The organism is Chryseobacterium sp. WG14 (assembly GCF_024586945.1).
Classification (GTDB): domain Bacteria; phylum Bacteroidota; class Bacteroidia; order Flavobacteriales; family Weeksellaceae; genus Chryseobacterium.
Genome location: NZ_JALCZD010000018.1, coordinates 1 through 25,361 on the forward strand (window position 1 = coordinate 1; position 25,361 = coordinate 25,361).

At 36.2% G+C, this 25,361-nt stretch carries 16 protein-coding genes; 8 read left to right on the plus strand and 8 right to left on the minus strand.

What is annotated here, in order from left to right; all coding sequences use genetic code 11:
• Nucleotides 1-287: 287 nt before the first annotated feature.
• The 4 genes from MP478_RS21320 to MP478_RS21335 form a co-directional block, all read right to left on the minus strand.
• Nucleotides 288-1,931: a SusD/RagB family nutrient-binding outer membrane lipoprotein gene (locus MP478_RS21320; protein WP_257201595.1), complete on the minus strand. Its 1,644-nt coding sequence runs from the start codon at nt 1,929-1,931 to the stop codon at nt 288-290.
• Nucleotides 1,932-1,957: 26 nt separating this feature from the next.
• Nucleotides 1,958-5,083 (minus strand): SusC/RagA family TonB-linked outer membrane protein, encoded by a 3,126-nt coding sequence (locus MP478_RS21325; protein ID WP_257201596.1) that lies wholly within the window; start codon nt 5,081-5,083, stop codon nt 1,958-1,960.
• 452 nt (nt 5,084-5,535) lie between these two features.
• Nucleotides 5,536-7,164, minus strand: a complete 1,629-nt coding sequence (locus MP478_RS21330) for an acyl-CoA carboxylase subunit beta (protein ID WP_257191686.1) — start codon at nt 7,162-7,164, stop codon at nt 5,536-5,538.
• 297 nt (nt 7,165-7,461) lie between these two features.
• Nucleotides 7,462-7,989, minus strand: coding sequence for a GNAT family N-acetyltransferase (locus tag MP478_RS21335; protein ID WP_257191685.1), 528 nt, complete (start codon nt 7,987-7,989; stop codon nt 7,462-7,464).
• Nucleotides 7,990-8,187: 198 nt separating this feature from the next.
• Between MP478_RS21335 and MP478_RS21340 the strand changes: the two genes are divergently transcribed.
• The 4 genes from MP478_RS21340 (at nt 8,188) to MP478_RS21355 (ending at nt 13,857) form a co-directional block, all read left to right on the plus strand.
• Nucleotides 8,188-9,066 (plus strand): DMT family transporter, encoded by an 879-nt coding sequence (locus tag MP478_RS21340; protein ID WP_257191684.1) that lies wholly within the window; start codon nt 8,188-8,190, stop codon nt 9,064-9,066.
• A 13-nt stretch (nt 9,067-9,079) separates the two neighbouring features.
• Nucleotides 9,080-10,162 carry a PorV/PorQ family protein gene (locus tag MP478_RS21345; RefSeq protein ID WP_257191683.1) on the plus strand — a complete coding sequence of 361 codons (1,083 nt, stop codon included), beginning with the start codon at nt 9,080-9,082 and terminating at the stop codon, nt 10,160-10,162.
• Between the two features lie 12 nt (nt 10,163-10,174).
• Complete coding sequence (locus MP478_RS21350) at nt 10,175-10,927, plus strand: hypothetical protein (protein WP_257201597.1); 753 nt, start codon at nt 10,175-10,177, stop codon at nt 10,925-10,927.
• Nucleotides 10,928-11,001: 74 nt separating this feature from the next.
• On the plus strand, nt 11,002-13,857 hold the full coding sequence (locus MP478_RS21355; RefSeq protein WP_257201598.1) for a T9SS type A sorting domain-containing protein: 2,856 nt from the start codon (nt 11,002-11,004) through the stop codon (nt 13,855-13,857).
• Between the two features lie 452 nt (nt 13,858-14,309).
• Here the strand turns inward: MP478_RS21355 and uvrC are convergent, their stop codons facing one another.
• Together uvrC and MP478_RS21365 are read right to left on the minus strand one after the other, a co-directional pair.
• Nucleotides 14,310-16,103 carry an excinuclease ABC subunit UvrC gene (uvrC, locus tag MP478_RS21360; RefSeq protein ID WP_257201599.1) on the minus strand — a complete coding sequence of 598 codons (1,794 nt, stop codon included), beginning with the start codon at nt 16,101-16,103 and terminating at the stop codon, nt 14,310-14,312.
• Nucleotides 16,104-16,191: 88 nt separating this feature from the next.
• Complete coding sequence (locus MP478_RS21365; RefSeq protein WP_257191680.1) at nt 16,192-16,953, minus strand: hypothetical protein; 762 nt, start codon at nt 16,951-16,953, stop codon at nt 16,192-16,194.
• Nucleotides 16,954-17,082: 129 nt separating this feature from the next.
• On the opposite strand from MP478_RS21365, the gene hutH reads away from it, so the two are divergent.
• From hutH to MP478_RS21380, 3 genes are all read left to right on the plus strand, one after another.
• Nucleotides 17,083-18,570 carry a histidine ammonia-lyase gene (gene hutH, locus MP478_RS21370; protein WP_257191679.1) on the plus strand — a complete coding sequence of 496 codons (1,488 nt, stop codon included), beginning with the start codon at nt 17,083-17,085 and terminating at the stop codon, nt 18,568-18,570.
• 68 nt (nt 18,571-18,638) lie between these two features.
• Entirely contained in the window at nt 18,639-19,085 is a 447-nt protein-coding gene (locus MP478_RS21375) for a GNAT family N-acetyltransferase (RefSeq protein ID WP_257201600.1), read from the plus strand.
• A 127-nt stretch (nt 19,086-19,212) separates the two neighbouring features.
• A complete protein-coding gene (locus tag MP478_RS21380; RefSeq protein ID WP_257201601.1) occupies nt 19,213-20,691 on the plus strand; it encodes a S8/S53 family peptidase in 1,479 nt (492 codons plus the stop codon).
• A 208-nt stretch (nt 20,692-20,899) separates the two neighbouring features.
• Here MP478_RS21380 and ygiD read toward each other — a convergent pair whose 3' ends face one another.
• A complete protein-coding gene (ygiD, locus tag MP478_RS21385) occupies nt 20,900-21,727 on the minus strand; it encodes a 4,5-DOPA dioxygenase extradiol (protein ID WP_257201602.1) in 828 nt (275 codons plus the stop codon).
• 79 nt (nt 21,728-21,806) lie between these two features.
• Nucleotides 21,807-22,319 (minus strand): YceI family protein, encoded by a 513-nt coding sequence (locus tag MP478_RS21390; protein ID WP_103291681.1) that lies wholly within the window; start codon nt 22,317-22,319, stop codon nt 21,807-21,809.
• A gap of 451 nt (nt 22,320-22,770) precedes the next feature.
• Between MP478_RS21390 and MP478_RS21395 the strand changes: the two genes are divergently transcribed.
• Nucleotides 22,771-24,909 carry a S9 family peptidase gene (locus MP478_RS21395; RefSeq protein WP_257201603.1) on the plus strand — a complete coding sequence of 713 codons (2,139 nt, stop codon included), beginning with the start codon at nt 22,771-22,773 and terminating at the stop codon, nt 24,907-24,909.
• The last annotated feature ends 452 nt before the right edge of the window (nt 24,910-25,361 follow it).

A 25,361-nucleotide genomic window follows, 5' to 3' on the forward strand; every position in this document is an offset into this window, starting at 1 on the left:
ACTGCTAACGCGGGAGAGTAGGCCGCCGCCAGTTTTTATTTTATTTTTAAAAATCCTTTATCGTAAGATAGAGGATTTTTTTTTGTTTATATACTATAACAACTATACTCCTAATACTTCAACTCTAAACTATACTTAACCTCAGTTGATAGTTGATAGCGCTGTCACCTTCAACTCATAACTCTCAACTATTAACTCCTAACTCATAACCCTTGGCTATTGAGGCCCATGGGATGACAAAGTCATAGAACTATTAATTCTATTTTGAAAAGAATTGTACATGCTGTTTATTTCTTATCCCACCAAATGCGTCCCTGGATATCACTTTCACTTAATCCAAAATCAGGATCCAGTTTCATCATATCAAGTGCTGATTTTTGATTCTGATAATTCAGGTTATCTTTTGAAGGGGTTGAAAGAATAATTCTTCTAGGCATTACTAATAAAATTCCTCCATCCCGTGAGGGAGATTCTAATGTAAGAGCAGTGGATGTATTAGGCATGCCGGTCCTCTTAATAAGAGCCCAAACTTCATTTGGTTGTTTGAAATAATTAAGATATTCTTGTATGATAATTTGCTCAAGGGCTGTTGAAGTATTAAATTTAACTTGAGAAGAATTAAGGTAAGTCGTAATTTCTGCTTCGGTAGTTGGGACATACTTGTCTACTAATGCTTCTTTAGCGATATAGTTATAGGTTATGATTGAGGCTCTGATTCCTTGTTCATATAGAGCCTGTACATTACCGGAAATAAGCCCCCTTGCTGCTAACTCAGCTTTTAATAAAGAATAATCAGCGTAAGTAAGAATTGGAAATACGGCGTTTCCGGTACCTGCATTATATTCAGGATGCCATATTTTATACTGTAATCTAGAGATCGTATCATAGTTTATACCGTCTAATAGCCTCTTGGCAGAAGTATAGTAACGGCTTTTATTTGGGCTGACCATATCCGGGCTGGTTGGACCTCCTACATATCGCTGATTTTCTATAGTTGGTTTCATTTTTCCGGCAGCAACAAGCTTATCAATATTTTCCTGGGAATAATCGTTTTCCTGGAAAAAAATGGGCCTTCTTGGATCTTTATTAAGATTCATAAAATCAGCCATTGGTTTAGAAGCAGACATCCCTATAGGGTTGAAATTACCATTCTCAGTAAATCTTTTTGCGAGCAGAGAGAAATCTTCATCTGTACTATTAATCTGTTCTCTTGATAATACTTGTGCTGCAATTGTGGACAGTTTTGCAGGATTTCTTTTCATTAATCTTGAAGCAATCTTTAATCTCAATGAATTGGCAATCTTTTTCCATCTTGTAATATTGCCATTAAAGAATAGATCTTTATTTCCAGGATTTATCTGTATAGATTGATCAGCAGCTTCAATAGCCACATAGACATCATTTAGCTGTTTGTCAAAAATATCATATAATTGTTCCTGGGTTTCAAATTTTGGAGTTAGTGTACCACCATAGCGTGCCTGAAATGATTCTGTATAAGCCATACTTCCATTCACATCAGTAACATACCACGCATAATAAACCTTTAAAATGCTGGCAATGCTTTTAATGTTGACGTATTTTACCTGTTCATTGGCCGGCATTTGATTGATCTTGTGAATAATATCAGTAAGCAACGCACCATGATCTCCATAAAAGATATCTTTTCTCGCATTCATGTTGGAACCATCATCCATAAAGTTCGAAGCATTTCCAGTATTAGGAACTAAGGTTTGAGTCCATGGCATAATTCTACGATAATAATCATAATAGTATTCATAACTGCCATCATAACCTCTTTTAATAGCGAGAGGTAATAGTTCTTCCGGGGTTGCGGTTGTTTTATCCAGGGGATTGGTATTGATGTCAGCAAAATCACTTGTACAGGAAATGAATAGAGAAAGTGAAACGGTTAATATTAATAATTTTTTCATGCTTTAAATTTTAAATTAAATAGTTTCTAGAAAGAAAAATCCAGGTTAAACCCAATATATCTTGACATAGGTGAGCCTCCATATTCTGCAAAGCTTCCTGCACTATTGGAGTATTTTCCTTCGGGATTGATGCCATCGGGTAATTTATTATAGATATAGAATAAATTTCTTCCTATTATAGAAGCACTGAGTGTGTTCAACCCTAGAGGCTTAATCATATCCGGTTTAAAAGAATAGGTAAGTCTTAGCTCACGAAGGGCTACCCAGGTATTCTCAAAAATAGCCTGTTCCCGTATACCGGTTCCCCATGAGGCTAAATTTCTATAATATAAATCGGTACGTACAGGATTTAGCCATCCATTTTCATACACTTCCTGATAAGTCATTCCACCTACATCTCTTTTAATGCCTTGTTTATCAGTTATTTTTGTTTTATCAGCAAACACTCCTTCAGGAATTAATCCATATTGTGTCACGCCATTGGCATCTGTATATTGAATCCCTCCTCTGGCTTCATCTCTATATTGTAGGGTTGATGGTGAGTTTCCAAACTGAACTCCATAATTATAAGTGGCTGAAAGAATATCTCCACCCACTCTTGCATCTATCAATACACTTAATGATAAATTTTTATAGCTGAAGGTATTTCTAAAGCTGGTTAAAAAATCAGGGGTCAGCTTTCCTACTGTAACATCGTTCTGATTCTGATAAGAATTGGAGCGTAGATAATAGCCATTAGAGTTTAAGACTTTCATTCCATTTCTGGGGTCATTGGCATCCTGTGCCTGGTATCTGGCATAGGCATACCTTGTTTGTATCAGCCCATATTGTTGGCCCGCTATGGCTACACTTCTTACATCATCTCCCATACCCAAATTGAGAACATATACACTTACTCCAGGGTACAATTCAATAAGCTTGTCTCTGTTTTGGGAGAATGTAAATGTTGTATTCCATGTGAAATTAGTTGATTTAACAGGAACTGCGTTTACAATAACCTCAATACCCTGGTTTTGTAAGTTTCCGGCATTTATCTGTTGTTCTTTAACTCCGGACTCCTGGGGTAATGAAAGGGTTAATAATTGGTTTGTTGTATTCGTTTTGTAAAAAGAGACATCAAAATCTAAACGGTTGTTCAAAAAGGCCATATTCAATCCAAATTCTATGGATTTGCTCAGCTCATTCTTTAGGTTTGCGTTGGCAAGGGCATTACTATTAAAACCTGTTAAAGGAATGCGGTTCCCATTAGGAGTATTGTAAGCTGACGGGTCTGGTCTGTAGTAGAAGCCCGCGCTTGTGTTATAGGGAGAAGTATCCCGGCCTACCCATGCCAGGCTGGCTCTTAAACTACCAAAATTAATCCATTTCGGAAGTTTGAAGGAATTGGAAAATATCCAGTTCCCCACAAAGGATGGATAAAAATAGCTCAGACTTCCGTGGCCATCAGGATATGATAAGGTGGAAGACCAGTCATTACGTCCGGTAATATCTATGAATAGCTGATCCTTCCATGCGAAGTTAGCAAAGGCATAAACGGCCTGAATCCTTTTTGGAGACTGCTCTCCATCAGTGTATGAAACTTCATTTCCTGCAGGATCTATAGTATTCTGGATCTGAAAAACACCAGGGGTGTTAAGGCCTCCATTTGTCCATTGTTTGTTTGATTTATACCTGGATCTGAAATCCTCTCCGCCCAGGGAAGCATTTAATGTTAAATGATCAGTTAATTTAAAGTTACCATTCAATAAAAATTTAACATTATACTGTTCTTTATTTCCTTCCAGAATAGTATAGCTCCCTCCTGTAAAGCCGGTATTTTCGCCTAGTATTTTAGATTCGTTGATAAAATTATAATTATTGAAATTACCGCTAACGGTTAGATTTAGCCAATCCGTTAACTGAGACCGTATTTCTAAACGTCCTATATAATTATTTTCTTTTTGGGTTCTTGTATTTTGAAAAATATTAAAATAATTAGCGGCCATTTCATAAGGATCGGCACTCTCTTTTTTTATACCTCCATTGATTGGATCCAAATAATTGTTTCTCCAGTAAACGGCATCAAAGCTTCTGGGAAGTCCATAAATATAGCTGAACAACGGACTTGAATTTCCTCCCTGAGGTACCGGGTTCTGCCCAAAAGACCGGTTATAATTGAAACTGGCATCCACTTGCAGATATTTACTGAACTCATGAGTTGCACGGAAATAAAAAGCATTTTTTGTAAATTTATTTCGGGGCAAGATCCCATCGGCTTCCTGATTGGTATAGCTTAATAAAAAAGTAGATTTCTCATCGCCACCAGATAACTCAATTGAATTTTTACGATCAAGGCCTACCTGATAAATATCTCTGTAATTATTGGGTTGAGAATTCCATAGTATGGTTCTGCCGTCAATATCCCTTACAGGCTTTCCATCAAACTTTGGCCCATAGCTGTAAAAAGCATTGCCCGGATCAATAAAGCGCTCACCATTACTATCCGTTTGGAATGTAGGGCCCACGCCTGCTCCAAATTCATTTTGAAATTTTGGCCCTGAGTAAACATGTTGTGTGGTAAGGGAAGAATTGACTTTGACCCCAATCCCATTTCTGCTTTTCCCTTTCTTGGAGGTAATAACGATTACCCCATTTGCGGCACGTGAACCATAAAGGGCCGAGGCTGCTGCTCCTCTGAGCACGGTAACAGATTCAAAAACATCTGAGTTCAGATTTTTCATTTCGTTACCGAAATCATATCCCGATCCCCATGCATCTGCACCGGTTACACTGTTATCTATAATAACGCCATCCACAACAATTAAAGGTTGATTATTTTTCCCCAATGAAGTATTCCCCCGGATTTGAATTCTGGAGCTAGATTGAGGCCCTCCTGCACCGGCAACAATTTCTACCCCGGGTAGTTTCCCCTGAAGGGCTTCCATAGGATTAACAACCCCTGCCTGTGTAATATCTTTGCTTTCAACCTTTGTAACGGCGTAACCTAGTTTTCTCTGGTCTCTTTTTATTCCAAGTGCAGTTACAATAACTTCTTGAATTTCCTTATTTTTTACAGTATCTTTCTTTGTTTTCTGAGCATTTAAATGGTTTGGACTCAACAGAAAACAAAAGACACTTACGGTTAAGGCAAAGCCCACACTTGATTGTTTCATTTTGATTCATCATTTGGTTAAGAATTACAATATTAAAAAAATAAATAATAAAAAGTGATTTATTTTTATTGTAACAAATTGATTATCAGTGTTTGAAGCTTTTGATTATCTTGTCTAATTTAATTTTCTATGTAAAATATTTATCCATTAAGGATATCATAGTGATAAATTAATATCAATTGCTATTTAAATGAATTTTATTTTTTTTATCAATTGAGGTAATATTTTATGGTAAACTTCGTAAGTTGACTAAGATTATTAAAATAATAAGAAATATTGATAACCTTCTTATGAGTTGTCATACTATTTGATACTGTATGTGAAGAATTATTTAAATAAAAACTTTTCTCTTACAAGAGCATATATATTCAAAGAAAGAGGCCGTTTTCACATATTGTGAAAACGGCCTTTTTCTTTGAATTATTCGCCGAGGTGAATATGTATACGTCAGATCATACCTGTATAACGCCTAAGTTAAATTTCTCTGTAATAGGAGAATGGTTGGCAGCTTCAATACCCATAGAAATCCATTTTCTGGTGTCTGCAGGATTGATGATGGCATCTGTCCATAATCTTGCTGCTGCATAAGTAGCATCGGTTTGGCTTTGGTATTTTTTGGAAATAGTATCCAGAATTTCGTTATGTTCTTCTTCTGATATTTCTTTGCCTTGTTTTTTTAATGCGGATTCCTGGATCTGTGCTAAAACTTTTGCTGCCTGAGACCCACCCATTACGGCTAAGTCTGCCCAAGGCCATGCAACAATTAATCTTGGATCATAAGCTTTTCCACACATGGCGTAATTACCGGCTCCATATGAGTTTCCTGTAATGATGGTAAATTTAGGAACAACGGAATTGGATACGGCATTGACCATTTTTGCACCATCTTTGATAATCCCTCCATGTTCGGATTTAGAACCTACCATGAAGCCTGTAACATCCTGTAAGAAAACCAATGGTATTTTTCTTTGGTTACAGTTAGCTATAAATCGGGTGGCCTTATCTGCAGAATCGGAATAAATAACTCCTCCGAATTGTACTTCTCCCTTACCGTTTTTTACCATTTTTCTTTGGTTGGCTACAATTCCTACAGACCAGCCATCTATTCGGGCTGTAGCACAGATGATACTTTTTCCGTAGTCAGGTTTGTACTCTTCATATTCAGAGTTGTCTGTAATACACTTTAGGATATCAAAAGTATCATACTGCTCAGCTCTTGAAACCGGCATTATTCCAAAAATATTTTCCGGTTTTTCTTTAGGAAGAAAACTTTCTATTCTGTCAAAACCTGCTTTTTCAGTACTTCCGATAGATTTCATAATGTTTTTGATTCTATCCAAAGCATCTTTATCATCTTTAGCTTTATAATCTGTAACTCCTGAAATAGAGCAGTGGGTAGTAGCCCCACCTAATGTTTCGTTATCAATGCTTTCACCAATTGCTGCCTTTACAAGATAGCTTCCTGCAAGGAAAATAGAACCTGTTTTGTCAACAATCATAGCCTCATCACTCATAATAGGCAAATAAGCTCCTCCGGCTACACAACTGCCCATAACTGCTGAAATCTGGATGATTCCCATAGAGCTCATTTTCGCATTATTCCTGAATATTCTTCCAAAATGTTCTTTATCCGGGAATATCTCGTCCTGCATAGGAAGATAAACACCGGCAGAATCTACCAGATAGATAATAGGAAGTTTATTTTCCATAGCAATCTCCTGTGCTCTTAGATTCTTTTTCCCTGTAATGGGGAACCATGCACCTGCTTTTACAGAAGCATCATTAGCTACAACGATACACTGCCTTCCTGAAACGTAACCAATCACTACAACAACTCCCCCACTAGGGCATCCTCCATGTTCCTTATACATTTCATATCCTGCAAATGCTCCTACTTCTATGGAATCTGAATTTTTATCAAGAAGATAATCAATTCTTTCTCTTGCCGTCATTTTTCCTTCATCACGAAGCTTTTGAAGCCTCTTTTCACCACCACCTTTTTTTATTTCGGTGAGCAAGCGGTTTATATCTGAAAGTCTTAACCTGTTTTGATCTTCCCGTTTGTTGAATTCAATATCCATAAAGTTTCAATTTTTTACGCTTAAAGATACTATTTTTATACAGAATATGAATTGAAGTAAAACAGGTGTTTAATATATTGGTATTCAGAAAATTGTGATATTTTTAACAGAAAAATATTTTTAGATGATTTATATTTTTTCTAACTTTACGGTAGAGTAACAGAGATCCTAATCTCTGCAAAATACTCTGTTCCTAGTTTATTTTTTTAATAGTTTATTATTTGAAAGCCCTGAAAGTTTAACAAATTTTCAGGGTTTTTTGTATCTGCATAAAAGTTGGAAGAACATACTGAAAAATTAAACTGAATACTGTTTTCTATATTCTATAATATTGAGAAATGATGATGGGCTTTTATTTTTTTGATATTTTTTAAAAGGGATAAAGCCTAATTTTTCAGGTATTCTCCTGCTCGCTATATTTTCCTGATCAACTGGATAGACTATATATTTAAAAGTAAAATTACTTTCTAAAAATTCAATAAGGCTCACTATGATCTCTGTACCCAATCCAATACCTTGTGCATCCTTTTTTAACCATAAGCCGAGTTCTACCGATTCTTCTGTTATGCTATGAATACCACAGCAACCCATAAAGTTATTATCATCATCAAGCGCAACCATGACAAGGTCAGTATTTTTTAACAACAACTTTTTTGATTCTTCTACGAAAACCAGAATATCATTCCTATCTCCATGCGGATTGAAAGGCATATATCTTGTAACTTCTGCAGTAAAACAGGTATTGATATCGTCAATATACAAATCTTCTACAGGCTGCAATATCAGCCGATCTGTTTTAATTCTAATATCTTTATTCAGTATCATAAGTCCAATGTATGAATTTTTTATTTTAGTGAGAAAAGATCTTATGGGGCAGTAACATTGCTTTTTTTGATAAAATTTTTATAAAATAAGGTGAAGACCTATTAAGTGTTTTTTTATTAAACTATTATTTGTTTTTTTATCAGATTTGTAAAAGCCTATTTGTAAATTTGCACGTTAAAAATTCATAGAAGATAGGATATGCATAAATTGGCACTTTTCAGGCTGCATTTAATTGTGTTTTTGTGGGGGTTCACTGCAATTTTAGGAAAACTAATTCATGCGAATGCGCAGGTTCTGGTATTTTACAGAATGTTGTTTGCTGCAGTCTTTCTTTTTGTATTCATAAGAGTTTACAAAAAAGAGAGTATAAAGGTTTCAAAAAAAATATTCTTTCAGCTGGCAGCTATTGGTGTTGCGATGGCACTTCACTGGTATTGCTTTTTTTATTCTATCAAGGTTTCTAATGTTTCCATTGCTTTAAGCTGCTTATCATTATCTACACTTTTTGCCTCTATTTTAGAGCCTATCATTTTTAAAAGGAAAATTGATATATCAGAAGTGGTGATGGGAACAGTGATTGTTGCCTGCATTTTATTGATTTTTAAAACTGAATTTCATTTTAAAGAGGGTATTATTTATGGTATCCTGTGTGCTGTTTTCGGAACCATTTTTTCTGTTTTTAATGGTAAAATGTTTGGAAAAACAAGTTCGGGGAATATTATATTCTATGAAATTTTCTGTGGGTGGTTTATTTTAATGGTATTTTATCTTCTGACGGGTCAAATCTTTCAGATGGATGAAATAAACTATAGAGATCTGGCGTTAATATGCTTGTTGGCCAGTGTTTTTACAGCTTTTCCAATGTTGGAATCAGTAAAATTAATGAAGTATATTTCGCCTTTTACTTTAATTTTAACAGTTAATTTAGAACCGGTTTACGGAATTATACTAGCTTTTTTTATCTTTGGAGAATCAGAACATATGAGCCCTATATTTTATATTGCTTCAGGAGTTATGATACTGGCAATCATTGTCAATGGATTAATAAAAGCTAAAAAAACAAAAAACTTTAACTAAGCATCAAATTTATATGATGAAAAAATATTTTTTACTTGCATTTTCACTGCTGTTTGGGCTGTCACAATCTCAGATTATCAGGAAATATTCCAATGAATTTTTAAATATCGGAGCCGGTGCACGAGGTCTGGCAATGGGGGGAGCAGTAATATCCAATCAGGATGATGTATATGCTCCAATGTGGAATCCTGCGGGTTTAATGTCTATTGAGAGAGACTGGCAGGGAGCAGCGATGCACGCAGAATATTTTGAATCTATTGCAAAATATGATTACCTGGCCTATGCAAAGGTAATGGAAGAAGGTGTTTTTGGAGTTTCAATAGTAAGACTTGGGGTAGATAATATTTTGAATACCACCCAAATGATAGATTCTGAGGGAAATATTGATTATGATAAGATCACCAAATTCTCACAATCTGATTATGCAGCTATACTTTCTTATGCATTCAGGCCGGGAGGGAATCCCAATTTGGATGTTGGGGTGAATGCCAAAATTGTGTACAGAAATGTGGGTAAATTTGCCAGTGGCTACGGGTTTGGTTTTGATGTAGGAGCTATTTACAAAGGAAATAATGGATGGAAATTTGGGGGTATGATCCGTGATATTACTACCACAGTAAACTTTTGGACCATTAACCAGAAAGAATTATCAACTGTTGTAAATGGTGAAGAGTTTAACCCTGCGCCAAAAGATAAAATGGAGCTTACCATGCCTAAGCTGAATGTTGGGGCAAGTAAGTTATTTGAAATTAACAGCAGTGTCTATGTTTTGCCGGAAGCGGGGATTAATGTGGATTTTGCAAAAACGGCTTCATTAATTTCAACAGACTTTGCAAGTATCAGTCCTTATGCGGGAGCTGAGCTGGGGTACCAGAAAATGATTTTTGTAAGATTGGGGATCAATAGGTTCCAGTCCATTACAGATATAGAAGATCTTAAAAGAAAAGTTTCCTTTCAGCCGAGTGCAGGTCTTGGAATAAAATATAGAGGACTTACCCTGGATTATGCAATCACAAATTCAGGAATAGGCGGATCTAATTTCTATTCCAATTTCTTTTCATTGAAGCTGGATATGGGAGCATTTAGAAACGATTAAAAATAAAATAATATGAAAAGGATATCAGTGTTTATGTTGGCTATTTGTTCAACACTCATTTTCGGACAAAAGGTTTCAGATTATAAATACATATTTATTCCTGAGAAGTTTGAATCATTTAAAAAAGATAGTTATGGCTTAGAGACTTTTTTAGCAAAAGCACTGACAGGGAAAAAATATGTCGTTCTGCCGGCTAATAGAGATCAATGGCCTTCTGAAGCTAAAGATAACTCCTGTAATATCCTTAATGCAAATGTTTTGGATGATTCTGGATTATTTACTAATAAAGTTATCTTACAATTATCGGATTGTAATAAGAAAACCATTCTGGAATCTAAAGGAAGATCGAATATCAAAGAATTTGAAAAAGGATATCCGGATGCACTGAAGCAGGCTTTAATGAATGTTACAATTTCAAACCCTGTTAATATTTTACCTGCGCAGACATCTGATACAGCCAGCAGTACTCAGAATACAGCTTCTGATACTCCTGCAGCTACAACAGCTGTTTCTACGGCAAGCAATTTTTCAAACGGAAAGCTTGATCTGCAGAAAGTACAGATAGATAACACCCAGTTTATTCTTGCTAAGTCAGGGAGCTCTGTTCCTTTCGCTATTTTTAAATCAACTTCAAAGAAAGATGTATTTATGGTGAAGCTGGATAACGGAACAACTACTATTGGTTATTTTGAGAATGGAAATATAGTAATTGATGTTCCTCAGGCTGACGGTAAATATTCTAAAGAGGTCTTTGCAGCAAAATAATTTTTTAAAACTTAATAAACTAATATATAATCCTTAATTCATGATGTTTGAATTAAGGATTAATTTTTAAAACCATGAAAAAACTTTACATTCCTATATTGACTTTACTGTCAATATTTTCAACTGCACAAACTGTATTGAATACACAATTGCATGAGATTAATTTTGGAGCTTCAAGTGATCCAAAATCGTTTATCAAACTTAATGATCTGATCATTTTCCCGGCAACCGGGTCTCCTTATGAAGGAAGAGAGCTCTGGTGCTTTAATTCCACTACTCAAAAATCTAGTTTGCTGAAAGATATTTATCCGGGGCCCAGCGCTGGTATATCAGGATCTCCTGCCTCAGTAAAATTAAATAATAAAGTCTATTTTCTTGCCCAGCAAAACTCATCCTATTACCAGCTTTGGGTAACGGACGGAACAAGTGTTGGAACAACAAAGTTAAAAGACCTTAGCTCAAATTTTGTTATTGATGAGCTTGTGGTGGTGGGAAATAAAATTTTCTTTTACCAATCTAATGAGCTGTGGGCTTATGATGCGGTTACTGACGATCTGCAGTCATTAAAAACATTTTCCTATTCCGGAAATGTAAAATTATATTCTTTTCACAATGAATTGTTTCTGGCAGCTAATGACGGAGTACACGGAAAAGAGATCTGGAAGTCTGATGGTACACCGGGCGGTACCACTTTGCTGAAAGATATCGCCCCAAACTCGGGATCAAGTATTTCTAATGATTTTAAAATTATTGAATTAAATAATAAGTTTTATTTTGTGGGCAATGGGGCGGCTGGATATGAGCTTTATGAAAGTAACGGAACTACTGCCGGTACGGTGTCTGTGACACCTGTAAAGGTTCCGGAATTGGATGGGGCAGCTTCAGATAATTATTTTGTATTTAAAGGCTTAGACCCTGTGGGAAGTGGAATTGAACCGTGGGTGTCAGATGGAACGGCTGCTGGAACTCAATTATTAAAAGATATTACGCCGGGAGCGACAAGCTCCATGGCAATGCCTAAATTCATTAGTTTTAACAATAAAATCTATTTTGAAAGTAATTCTAACGGAATAACCCCGAATTATGGAAATTATATCTGGGAAACTGATGGAACTCTGGCTGGAACAGCATTATTTAGTACACCTCCGGAAATGAAATTATATGGAAAGAGTTCAGATGGGATACATTTAATATATAACACTGTAAATTCAGGGCTAAGATATTGGATCACCAATGGAGGTTCTGTTCAGCCATTTGAAATTACAGGATTAGCTTTACCGGTGGACAATAGTTTTATAGATCTTAATTCTAAAGTTTATCTGGCTGGTACAAACCAAAGAAACGGTGGTGAAGTCTTTTCTCTGGATCCAGCGACGAAAGTTATTTCAATAGCTGCTGATATTAACAGGGTGGAAGGTTCTGAACCACATTCTTTTGATGTACTGAACAATAATCTGATCTTTATCGCCAAAGACCGGGAATTTAGTAATCAGCTATATAAGAGAAATAAAAGCACCCAACAGGTTGAAAGATTATCTTTCTTTAATACCGGTGGAGCTTTACCAGGGGGAATAGCTACCACTTTTGACGATGAGTTCACTAAAGTAGGAAACTATCTTTACACAAAAGGAGGCTTTTACAGGACAGATGGAACGGCTGCAGGCTCAAATGTAATCATTATGTTGGAACCAATTACAAATAGAATTGTCTATACCAGCCTGAATGATAATATGCTGCTCTTCTCCGCCTATAGTAACTTTACAGGAACTGAGCTTTGGAGAATTAACAACAGTTCAAATACAATGGATTTAGTAAAAGATATATCGGTGGACAATATGGGAAGTTTATATGATGTGGATACTAAAACGGCTGTCCTAGACGGATACGCATATTTTATAGCGAGACAGAACGGAAAACTGGGAATCTGGAAGTCTGACGGTACGTATCCTAATACCAATAAAACCATTCAATTTACATATCAGAATGGGACGGATGGGGATATAAAAGTCTTGAGCGCTGTTAATAATAAATTATTCTTTACTCTGGCTCAGGAGAATAATTCAAGTAATGAACATACGGAGCTTTGGTCTTCGGATGGTGACCAGGCTTCATCTGTACTGTTAAAATCCTATGTAGAACCTGCCGGTTCTGGAACTATTTACAGGGAAACAGGAATACTCAATGACAAATTATTTTATGTGACTACAGGTTTCTCTTCAGGTCTCCATTCTTCCGATGGAACAGTTGCGGGCACAGAAAAAATTATAGCAGGAAACTTTACGGCAAATGTGAAGTTTAAAAAATGTGGAAACCAGCTATTTTTCACCAATAATTATCATAAAGAACTGTGGAGGACTGATGGCACAGTCAATGGTACTTATAATGTGAAATCCGGATTTTCTGCAATAAAGGATATGGTTTGTGCCAATAACTATCTTTACTTCCTGAATGGTGATTCCCAAAAAGTATGGAAAACTAATGGTATTGCTTCAGATACAGTGCCAATGGATATTTTTGTTACGAATGATGATAATCAGCTGCTGGCTAATGAAAATATTCAGAAAATGGCAACGGACGGAGAAGAGCTGTTCCTGACCATTTTCACAAAAGAGCATGGAAGTGAATTTTACGCCATCACGGATACTTTACCCATTTATATGGCGACTAACGAATCTGTAAAACAGGAAGAGAAGAATGCTGATTTTAATATCAAGATTTATCCTAATCCGGTTTCAGACTATTTTTCAATACATTCCAAAGAAAATGATAAAATTGAAACAGTTAAAATTTTCGATGCAGCCGGGAAGCTGGTTAAGAATATAACGTATCCCAATGATAAAATTGATGTTGCCGAACTTTCTTCAGGAATTTATTTCCTTAGAATTAAAACGGCTAAGGGAGATTATCTGATTAAGATCTTAAAGAAATAATATTATAAAAGGCTCTTAAAAAGAGCCTTTTATATGTATATATGTTGATGTGTTTTCTCAATAGGAGTACAGAACTCTGTCATCTGTTTTTGTTTCTAAAGCCGCCTGTATTATTTTAACTCAGATTATTTTTTACTCTATCTAAACTTTGAAAGCTGTACTAATTTACGAAAAATATTATAAATAATGTTAATTTATTTATAATATTTTATTAATTAATATTTATATATATTGTTTTTAATCGATCATTAGGGATTTGTTATATTTTGTCTTTTTATGGGACAATAACTTAATCTATACGCCAATACTACATAAATATAGTAAAGGCCATTTTAGAAAATCTAAAAAGGCCTTTTATTATTGGAATTTTGATAGTATTTAAAAAATATCAAAATCAAATGCATATAGGATTAAAAAAAGGTGTGACAGTAAAATGTGGATGTAAAAGCGTTTTAATTTGAATTAAAAAATTCCCAAACTACCTTTGCTTTACTCTTGCCCAGAATTTCTTCTAATGTTTCCAGATTGGATTCTTTAATCCTTTTAACAGATTTAAGCTTTGATAATAACAATTCAATTGTTTTTTCTCCCACTCCGGGAATTTCCTCCAGTTCAGATTTTATAGTAGAGTTCTTTCTTCTTGTTCTATGATGCTTAACTCCAAAACGGTGGGCTTCATCACGAACTCTTTGAAGAATTTTTAATGTTTCAGATTTTTTGTCAAGATAGAGCGGAATAGGATCTTCGGGAAAGAATATCTCTTCCAGTCTTTTTGCAATTCCCACAATAGTTATCTTACCATAAAGACCCAATAATTTCAGGCTCTTTACAGCAGAAGATAGCTGGCCCTTTCCACCATCTATCAGAATTAATTGGGGCAGGTCTTCCCCTTCATCTACCATTCTTTTATAACGGCGATAGATCACTTCCTCCATCGTAGCAAAGTCGTTAGGCCCTTCTACGGTTTTAGGATGAAAAATCCTGTAGTCCGTTTTGCTGGGCCTGCCGTCTTTAAAAACTACACAGGCAGAAACCGGGTTTGTTCCCTGAATATTGGAGTTGTCAAAACCTTCAATATGTCTTGGTTCTACAGGCATTCTGAGCAGTTTTTGCATCTCAGCCATTATCCTGTTGGTATGTCTTTCAGGATCCACAATCTGAACCTGTTTTAATTTTTCAAGACGGTATTCTTTAGCGTTTTTTTCGGACAGCTCTACAATTCTCTTTTTATCACCTACTTTAGGAACAATAAGTTTTACATTAGGAATTTCTACAGATAAATGAAAAGGAAGCAATACTTCTTTTGAGTTGGAACTGAATTTCTGCCTGATCTCAATCAAAGCCTCTTCCATAATATCTTCATCCGCTTCCTCTAAGATTTTTTTAATCTCTGTAGTAAAACTCTGAATAATATTTCCGTTTCTTATTTTAAAAAAATTGACATACGCGGCGGTTTCATCACTCACCATTCCAAAAACATCCACATCGTCAATATTAGGATTGACAACCGTATTTTTAGCTTGGTAATCTTCCAATATATCCAGTCTTTCTTTGATAATCTGAGCTTCTTCAAACTGCAAATTAGAGGCGAGTTTCATCATCTGATTGATCAGATAATCTTTTGCCTTCCGGAATTCTCCTTTGATCATTCCACGGATAGCATCTATCTTTTCATCATAATCCTCTTTACTTTCAAGATCTTCACAAGGCCCTTCACAATTTTTGATATGATATTCAAGACAGACTTTGTATTTTCCGTCGGCTATTTTATTCGGAGAAAGATTCAGATTACAGGTTCTCAGTTTATAGATATGTTTGATGGTATCTAATAATATTTTTGCCGGACGCACTTTTGCATAGGGGCCATAGTATTCAGAACCATCTTTAATTACATTTCTGGTGAGAAAAATTCTTGGGAAATCTTCATTTTTAATACAGATCCAGGGATAGGTTTTATCATCTTTCAACATCACATTGTAAAATGGCTGATGTTCCTTGATCAGATTGTTTTCCAATAAAAGAGCATCATACTCACTGTTTACAATAGTAGTTTCCAGGCGCTGGATTTTCCCAACCATTATTTTGATCCTGTACCCTGAAAGGTTTTTGTTGAAGTAGGAGAGAACCCTCTTTTTTAAGTTTTTGGCCTTACCCACATACAATAGCTGTTCATTTTTATCATAATAACGATAAACACCGGGTTCCGAAGGTAAAGTTTTGAGCTGTAATTCTAAAGAAGGATTCATATAACAAAATTAAGGAATCTTTCTATATTTAAAAAAAGAATACCTGCAGAATTGCTCCGCAGGTATTAATTCTATAAATTGAATGTTTTTATCCGTTATTCATATCAGTGTAAGCACTGATAAGAAAGCTGAAATAATCCCACTCTACAGAGTTTTTAGGATATTTTTTCATGAATTCTGCATTGTCACCAAAAAGGAAATCATAGTTGTCTTCAAAATCATCTTTATGAAGCCACATAATTTTGTCTCCTTTCTTTACATAATAAGATTTGATAACCCCACCGCCAAGCTGTGGAGAGCCCATCACCGAAAAGCCTGTTGTTTCTTTAGCTCTCGGATCATGATATACAGAAATAATATCATCAAAACCGGGGTTGATAACCTGCATCAGAAATTCTTTATCATCCTTTTTGTTCTTTAATGAAACCGTTTGGTTTACAAAATAGATCCTGTCATTATTGGTATTCTTTGTTAATTTCTTTGTTCCGAAATTTCTGATATTCCCCATGTACTTGGCCACTTTTGCAATTTTTTCTGCGTTACTTGGATAAACGTACATTTCATTGATCTGTTCAGCATTAAAGGTAGCATTCTTTTTTGTAGCACTGTCTTTGATAGCTACCTCATAAATCTGTCCTTTTTTTGTTTCAATCTTGCTACAAAACCCTTTGTAAGAGGTTCCGTCTTTCAAAATAATGGTTGATGTTTTTTTCGGGGATGGAGTATTGAAACCTTCATTAAAAAGGTATGTTTCCATTTTTTTGATATCCTCTTTAGAGTATTTTACTTTCTGGGCGAAAGTAGTGGTACCTGCAAGGCATAAAGCAAGCAGTAAAGATGTAAGTCTCATGTATTATTGTTTTTTATTCGGCGGTAAAAATAACAAATTAATTAACTTATTTGGAGAAAAAGATAGAACATTGAAATTTAGTTTCTTTAATTATTGTTAAATGTGTAATTTTAAGAAAATTTTTTAGAAATGATATACGGAGTAGATGTTTTAACTTTCCATGATGTTCTGGAAATCTGTAAAAGCCCCAGTAAAGCGAAGCTGAATAAAGCGGCAAAAGAACAAATATTAAAATCTCAGAAAAACGTACAGCAAATAGTAGAATCCGATAGATGTGTATATGGAATCAATACAGGCTTCGGGCCACTGTGCGATACTAAAATATCAGCTGACGAAACAGCCCAGTTGCAGTATAACTTAATTATTTCCCATGCAGTAGGTGTAGGAAAACCCATTGATAAAGAATTTTCAAAAATCATGATCATTGCCAAAGTTCATGCTTTGTCAAAAGGATTTTCCGGAGTTTCTCTTGATGTGATTGAGAGACTGATCCTGATGTTGGAAAAGGATATTATTCCGGTTGTACCGGAGCAGGGATCTGTAGGTGCATCAGGAGATCTGGCGCCTTTAGCACATCTGGTTCTTCCTTTACTTGGGTTAGGGCAGGTTTGGGAAGGAGACCAGGTTTCCAATACAATGGATGTGTTGGAAAAATACAACCTTGAGCCTTTAGCTTTAGGACCAAAAGAAGGCCTTGGATTAATTAACGGAACTCAGTTTATCCTGGCTCATGCTATCAAAGGATTGGAAAAATTTGAATACTTATTAGACCTTGCAGATGTCACGGCAGCCATGAGTATTGAAGCATATAGAGGTTCTTCAAGCCCTTTCAAAAAAGAACTTCATGATATCAGGCCTTTTGAAGGAAGTAAAAAAGTGGCGGCAAGAATGCTTAAGTTCTTAAAAGGATCAGAAAACATGAAGGCACATGAAGATTGTGAAAGAGTGCAGGATCCGTATTCCATGAGATGTGTGCCGCAGGTTCACGGGGCCAGCAGAAATGCTTTTGAACATCTTAGAGGTATGGCTGAAACAGAATTAAATTCTGTTACCGACAATCCTATTGTATTAAGTGCTGAAGAATCTATTTCCGGAGGTAACTTCCATGGGCAGCTGATGGCATTACCTTTAGATTATGCAACGTTAGCGGCTGCGGAATTAGGAAATATCTCAGACAGAAGAAGCTATTTATTATTAGAAGGGAAATATGGCCTTCCAAGATTGTTAACAGAAAGCTCAGGATTGAATTCAGGATTTATGATTCCTCAGTATACTTCTGCGGCGTTAGTTACAGAGAATAAAACACTGTGTTTCCCTGCCTCTGCAGACTCTATTCCTACAAGTTTAGGTCAGGAGGATCATGTTTCTATGGGAAGTATTTCAGGGAGAAAATTCAATCAGGTCCTGGGGAATCTGGTTAATATTTTAGCGGTTGAGCTGATGTTTGCAGCACAGGGGCTGGAATTCAGAAGGCCTTCCAAATGTTCTAAGATCATTGAAGAGAATGTTGCTGTTCTCCGCTCTAAAGTTACCAAACTTGAAGAAGACAGATTAATAGGTCAGGATATGCTGGCTATTGCAGCCCTGATTAATGAACGAAAATTTATCGTAAAATAAAATATACCCCAAAAAAGCTTCCGGAAGGGAGCTTTTTTGTTTTATCCTATTTTTTTAATTAAATATATATGACTATAAAAAGACTTGATTCTACCCATCCGGATTTTCAAAATTTAGTACAACTTCTCGATGCAGATCTTGCGGTACACAATGGGGAAGAAAATGCTTTTTTTGAACAGTTTAATACAATTGATAAGCTTAAAAACTGTATTGTTGCCTATATTGATGAACTGCCGGCAGCATGCGGAGCATTTAAAGAACTTTCGGAAAATACTGTAGAAATCAAAAGAATGTACACTAATCCGGCTTTCAGAAAAAGAGGGTTAGCTTCTGCCATAGTAGGAGAATTGGAAAATTGGGCTAAAGAATCGGGATTTGAAAAAGCTGTTTTAGAAACTTCCATAGACTTAAAGAACGCTATTTCTGTCTATGAAAAAAGTGGCTTCTATCGCATTCCGAACTATGGACAGTACATTGGAATAGATAATAGTGTCTGTTTTGAAAAAATATTATAGATTTCATTGAATATTGTTGATTTCATCCTTAAAGTGTTATTAATATTCGGATAATATAGAATTCACCTTTAAAAAATAGGTAATTCACAATAAAGTGTTATATTGGTCCCAACCAAAATTATAACATATGAAAAAAAGTGTATTCTTAGTAGCAATATTTTTTGCTTTAAGCTCTTGTAATACCGAAGATTTCCAGAATGAAAGTTCAAACATTGAAATGAGTCAGAAAGATCCCCTGACTGCCAAACAAATTAATGAGGGAATTAACCAGTCCATCAAAACAAAAGGTTCTTTCAACTGGGCCAATCAATCTGATCATTTTTTATGGAGCGCCATCTTTCAGGGAAATAAAATGGTATCCATTGGATTTGGAGAATCTAAAGAAGATTTTGATAGAAGCAAATCTTCAAATAACCAGGCCATGGAAACTGAGATTTTATCGATAATCAAAAAATATGAAGGAAAAGATGAAAGAACTTTCTTTCTTACCTCAGATAAGTACCTCAACCAGATCGATGTAGTTATTGAAAAAGAAGAAACCATTAAAGCGCTTCGACAGATGAAGACTATCCGGTATCTTGAACCGGGGGATTATCACTATTTCGAAAATGAAAATAAATACAATCTAGCTTCAAGATCCTCAGGCAGCGGTTCAGGATGTGGATTTTCATCTACTACTTTGAATGCTGATGACTATACTTCCACCACTCCGGGTGCGAAAATTCCCTGGGCTTTTACCAAACATAATATTCCTGGTGCATGGGGCTACAGTACCGGAGCTGGCGTTACCATTGGCCTGGTAGATACAGGCGTTTCACCAGAGCAGGCGTTTCTTGGAAACAGCTTTAATAACGGATCCTCCTCAGGGAGAACAATCAGTAAATTTGGGGTCTATAATTCAGATGGTTCTGCAGATCAGTGTGGGCACGGAACAAAAATGGCTTCCGTAATGGCGGCACCGAGAAATAATGCAGGACTGCCTGTAGGAGTTGCCTATAATGCCAATTTAATTGCTTACAGGGCTGCAACAAATGTAGTATTGGATACCTCAAGTGAGCAGACAGGAGTGAAAACGGCATTTACAGAGCTGGCAAATAATGCCAGTGTAAAGATTATTTCTATGTCTATGGGACATATTTTTTCAGTAGGAAAAATTGAAGATGGTGTAAAATATGCCTATTCCAAAGGAAAATTAATTTTCTGTGCAGGAGGTACCTCTACCAGCTTTACCACTTTTGTAGGCGTTATTTTCCCTGCATGGATGCCGGAAACACAAGCCATAACTGGAGTGAAAGAAGGAACTTCCAATCAGAAATGTGATGTTTGCCATTCCGGAGGTGAGATAGACTTTACCTTCCAGATGGAAAGAGCTTCAGGAAATACCGTTCCGGTTTTAAGTTATTATAACGGACAGGCCGATTATGTAGGCGGTTCATCAGTAGCTACAGCGGCAACAGCCGGAATTGCAGCCTTGGTGTGGGCTAAAAATCCATCATGGACCAGAGATCAGGTCCTTAATAAAATGAGACAGTCTGCCACTTATTATCCAAATGTGAATTCAAGCTATGGCTATGGAAACATCAATGTTTTAAAAGCAGTGCAATAAAATACTATTTCAAAAAACAAGCCCCTCAACCAGCTAGGTTGAGGGGCTTTATTATATCTGTTTTTTGCTTTCACTTGCCGCTTAGTATAGAATACAACTTTGCTGAGTTCATCGCCACTACGAACGTACAATGTTTTCAACAGCAATTTGTGATTTTAGCCTTAAAAAACTGTTTATAAAGCGTTTATCATGAGCTTAGGATACAGAATTATCCAATTCTCACACTTGTCATGCTTAGTGAACCTCCAATAAGTTCGTCATTAAATAAAGACAATTGTTCAGACCGGTCTTTCAACCCTAAAGTATAGATAAGCGGAAGATAGTGATCAGGGGTAGGCACAGCGTATTGCAAAAATATTCCCTGTTTCTGATAATCAATAATAGGCTGGAAATTACCGTCAAGAAGCCAGTTATTGGTTTTTTCCCTCGCTTCCACTGCCCAGTCCCAGCCGGCACCCACTGTATTGATATTTTTCCAGTCGATTAAACGCAGGTTATGAACAATATTTCCGCTGCCAATGATCAGAATTCCTTTTTCACGGAGTTTATGAAGCCTTTTAGCCAGGTCATAATGATATTGCGGAGGCTTGGTATAATCAATACTCAGTTGAATGACCGGAATATCAGCTTCAGGATACATATGTCTGATGACTGACCATGCCCCATGATCCAGCCCCCAGCTATGGTCTTCTTCAACCTCCACGGGTAATAACAGCTCAGCAGTTTCCGCGGCTAGCTGAGGATTTCCGGGAGCAGGATACTGTACATCAAATAATTCTTTCGGAAAACCATAAAAATCATGAATTGTTTTAGGCATCTCCATGGCAGTGACAAACGTCCCTTCCGTATACCAGTGTGCAGAAATACACAGAATAGCATTAGGTCTGGGAATCTCTGCAGCTGCTTTTCGGAAGCCCTGTACAAACTGGTTTTCTTCAATAGCATTCATAGGAGACCCATGTCCTAAAAATAGAACAGGCATTCTCTGAGTGCTCTGGAAGTTTTCACTTATGTTTTGCAGATCGTTGAGGTTCATAATTTAATAATAATAAAAAATAAAAGGTTCAAGGTTTTTAGTAAAATCCCTGAACCTTTTATAAAATATATGAAAAAAACTATGCTTGTTTTACAAACTGTAATTCACCAGCTACTTTTACATCATCACTTACCATTACTCCTCCTGCTTCTAAAGCTGCATTCCAGTTTAATCCGAAATCTTTTCTGCTTATTTTCCCTTCAAAAGAGAATCCCGCTTTTGTATTTCCCCACGGATCAACATTGATTCCTCCGAAATCTACATCTAACGTTACAGGCTTCGTAATCCCATTGATCGTAAGATTTCCCACTACCTGATCATTCAGGGCCTGAGAATCAAAAGTAATCGTTGGATATTGCTCAGCATTGAAGAATTCACCAGACTTTAGGTGATTATCTCTGTCTGTATTATTGGTGAAAACAGAATCCGTCTGAATAGTAGCGGTAGTTTTTGCATTGGCGAAAGTATCATCCTCCGCTTCGATTTCTGCAGTGAAAGTTCTGAAACTTCCTTTTACATTAGAAATCATCATATGTTTTACTTTAAAAGTAATCTCACTATGCGTTGGGTCTAGGTTCCATTTTGTTGCCATTGTATTTTTATTTTTGTTTGTTATTAATGATGCAAATGTAGGATAGAGAGCATATACGGAACATTGATATAGGATAAGAAATGCAGGGTATATGTAAATTATGATTCTTTTTGCTTTTTTTTTGAGCTTTTTCCCGCTATCCACTTTTACTCCTCTCGCCAATACACTCCAACGCTCCAATCCCCAAACCCTCCAATGCATGCTGTGGGGTAACCGTTACTATCGGGGCTAGACTTATCCTCATCTTTGACAATATCCTCATTGAGAAGATCAAAATGAAACAATCTCAATGTATTTTGCGCCATGGCAATTTCCACAATACTCAAATCCTAATATTAAGGTAAGAAATAATTTCTTTTAATCCATTAACTCCATTTTATGAATGTTTTAATTTAACATTTCTTAACGGATGATTTTTATTTCTTATTTTTGATGGATTCAATTTTACGCAATGAAATTATATAAGTTTTCTTTATTGATGCTGGTTTTGGGAAATGCTGCATTCGCCCAGACACAGAAGTTTACCATGGCGGAGGCTGTAAATGGGATGAGAACCAACCTTGCTGTGAAAAATATTTCACAATTTTCATGGTCTGCAGACGGAAAATCCTATATCCAGTCCGTGAAAGGAGGGTATCTGGTGACAGATCTGAAAACCAATAAACAAGATACTCTGGTATCCTTAACACAGCTGAACAGGCAGTTTGCCGATGATAAACTGAACGCTGTCCCTCAGATTAAGTTTTCGAGTACTTCAAATGGTTATTTTAACAAAGACGGTAAAATGTTCTGGATTGAAAAATCAGGAAATGACTGGAAAGTGAAAAATCAGGTGACCATAGATAAAGATGCCTCCAATGTGAAAGTTTTTGGGGATGGTCAGACTTTCGCTTTTACAGCAAAGAACAACCTGTTTGTGAGTAAAAACGGAAAAACGATTGCAGTCACTAACGAAACAAACGAAAATATTATCAGTGGACAGGCTGTTCACAGGAATGAATTCGGAATAGACACCGGAATTTTTCCCGCTCCCAATTCCGAAAGTGTAGCTTTCTATAAAATGGATCAGTCTATGGTTGCAGATTACCCGATCATCGATTGGTCTGTAACACCTGCTGTAAACAACAATATTAAATACCCGATGGCAGGTCAGACTTCCCATCAGGTAACTTTAGGCGTTTTTAATATTAAAACCCAGTCAACAACTTTTCTGAAAGTTGAAGGCGAAAAAGACCAGTATTTAACTGCTGTTACCTGGAGCCCGGATTCAAAATACATTTTTGTAGCAGTACTGAACAGAGGACAGAATCATATGAAAATGAATCAGTATGATGCCGCTACCGGAGAACTGGTAAAAACTTTATTTGAAGAGACCGACAGTAAATATGTGGAGCCACAGCACCCACTTACTTTCTTCCCAAATTCCAATACAGATTTTATTTGGCAAAGTCAGAGAACAGGGTACAATCACCTGTTCCATTACAGCCTGGAAAAAGGATTGGTTGCGCAGATTACAAAAGGCGACTGGCTGGTAACCGATATTTTAGGGTTTAATGAAAAGAAGAAAGAGATCTATTTTACGTCAACAAAAGAAACTCCTTTAGAAAGACATTTGTATAAGATCAATTGGACCAACTTCAAAATGCAGAGACTGGATGATGCAGAAGGAATGCATGCCGGTGTATTGAGCAGCGACGGAAATTATCTGTATGATGTTTATAGTAATGCCAATTCGCCAAGAATTGGAAATATTATTAATACCAGCAATTTAAAGTCTACGAATATTTTTACAGCAGAAAATACATTGAAAAATTATCAGAGACCTGAAATTAAAAATGTAGAATTGAAAGCTGATGACGGAACACCTTTATATGGAAAGATCATCCTTCCAACAAATTTTGATCCTAATAAAAAGTATCCTACCATTGTTTATTTGTACAATGGTCCGCACTTACAGTTGGTAACAAATACTTTCCCGGCGTCAGGAAACCTATGGTATGAATATATGGCTCAGAATGGATATATCATCTTTACCATGGACGGAAGAGGATCTTCTAACCGTGGAATGAAGTTTGAGCAGGCTGTATTCAGAAATCTGGGAACTACCGAAATGAATGACCAGATGAAAGGTGTAGACTACCTGAAATCTCTTCCTTATGTAGACGGTACAAAAATGGGAATCCATGGCTGGAGCTTTGGAGGGTTTATGACTACAAGCTTTATGCTTCGTAAACCGGATGTATTTAAAGTAGGAGTTGCCGGAGGACCGGTGATCGACTGGAGCATGTACGAAATTATGTATGGGGAAAGATATATGGATACCCCACAGGAAAATCCACAGGGATATGCTGCGGCCAATCTTTTAGATAAAGTACAGAACCTGAAAGGAAAATTATTGATGATTCACGGAGCTCAGGATGATGTAGTGGTATGGCAGCATTCTATAAAATTCATCAAATCTGCGGTTGATAATGGGGTTCAGTTGGATTACTTTACTTATCCGGGACATCCGCATAATGTGATCGGAAAAGACAGGGTTCACCTGATGCAGAAAATTACAGATTACTTTGATCAGTACCTGAAAAAATAATAATGAAGAGGCCGTCTCACAACTCGTGAAAACGGCCTTTTTTATGAAATTTTCCTATACCCCTATATGAGAAGGGTTTTCGTTTAAACGATTCTCAACCCACATCGTCTAGTTGTGATACACCTTCTTTTTGTTGAAGACGCAAGGGCGCAAAGAATGCTTACTATCATATTGCTTTAAGGCGCAAGAAAATCGGAGATTTTCAGCAAGGGATCTGTATGTCTATACGACAGGTATATAAATAGTTTTATTTGTACATCCACGGCAAATATAGAGAGGTCTGCAATTATTATCGCAGATAAAATCCTTGCGTCTTAAAAATGTAACCTTTTAAAACAATTTGCGTCTTTGCGTTTTCCAACACCGTATAAATATAAATTGATATTCTTCAAAAATAAAGTCGTGATATTTGTGCAAGAAACTAGCATCATTTGTGTTTGGAAATCAAGTTT

Excerpts from the sequence above, each read along its gene's own strand:
- MP478_RS21320 (WP_257201595.1), bottom strand. The coding sequence starts at position 1,931 with ATGAAAAAATTATTAATATTAACCGTTTCACTTTCTCTATTCATTTCC.
- MP478_RS21325 (WP_257201596.1), bottom strand. The coding sequence starts at position 5,083 with ATGAAACAATCAAGTGTGGGCTTTGCCTTAACCGTAAGTGTCTTTTGT.
- MP478_RS21330 (WP_257191686.1), bottom strand. The coding sequence starts at position 7,164 with ATGGATATTGAATTCAACAAACGGGAAGATCAAAACAGGTTAAGACTT.
- MP478_RS21335 (WP_257191685.1), bottom strand. The coding sequence starts at position 7,989 with ATGATACTGAATAAAGATATTAGAATTAAAACAGATCGGCTGATATTG.
- MP478_RS21340 (WP_257191684.1), top strand. The coding sequence starts at position 8,188 with ATGCATAAATTGGCACTTTTCAGGCTGCATTTAATTGTGTTTTTGTGG.
- MP478_RS21345 (WP_257191683.1), top strand. The coding sequence starts at position 9,080 with ATGATGAAAAAATATTTTTTACTTGCATTTTCACTGCTGTTTGGGCTG.
- MP478_RS21350 (WP_257201597.1), top strand. The coding sequence starts at position 10,175 with ATGAAAAGGATATCAGTGTTTATGTTGGCTATTTGTTCAACACTCATT.
- MP478_RS21355 (WP_257201598.1), top strand. The coding sequence starts at position 11,002 with ATGAAAAAACTTTACATTCCTATATTGACTTTACTGTCAATATTTTCA.
- uvrC (WP_257201599.1), bottom strand. The coding sequence starts at position 16,103 with ATGAATCCTTCTTTAGAATTACAGCTCAAAACTTTACCTTCGGAACCC.
- MP478_RS21365 (WP_257191680.1), bottom strand. The coding sequence starts at position 16,953 with ATGAGACTTACATCTTTACTGCTTGCTTTATGCCTTGCAGGTACCACT.
- hutH (WP_257191679.1), top strand. The coding sequence starts at position 17,083 with ATGATATACGGAGTAGATGTTTTAACTTTCCATGATGTTCTGGAAATC.
- MP478_RS21375 (WP_257201600.1), top strand. The coding sequence starts at position 18,639 with ATGACTATAAAAAGACTTGATTCTACCCATCCGGATTTTCAAAATTTA.
- MP478_RS21380 (WP_257201601.1), top strand. The coding sequence starts at position 19,213 with ATGAAAAAAAGTGTATTCTTAGTAGCAATATTTTTTGCTTTAAGCTCT.
- ygiD (WP_257201602.1), bottom strand. The coding sequence starts at position 21,727 with ATGAACCTCAACGATCTGCAAAACATAAGTGAAAACTTCCAGAGCACT.
- MP478_RS21390 (WP_103291681.1), bottom strand. The coding sequence starts at position 22,319 with ATGGCAACAAAATGGAACCTAGACCCAACGCATAGTGAGATTACTTTT.
- MP478_RS21395 (WP_257201603.1), top strand. The coding sequence starts at position 22,771 with ATGAAATTATATAAGTTTTCTTTATTGATGCTGGTTTTGGGAAATGCT.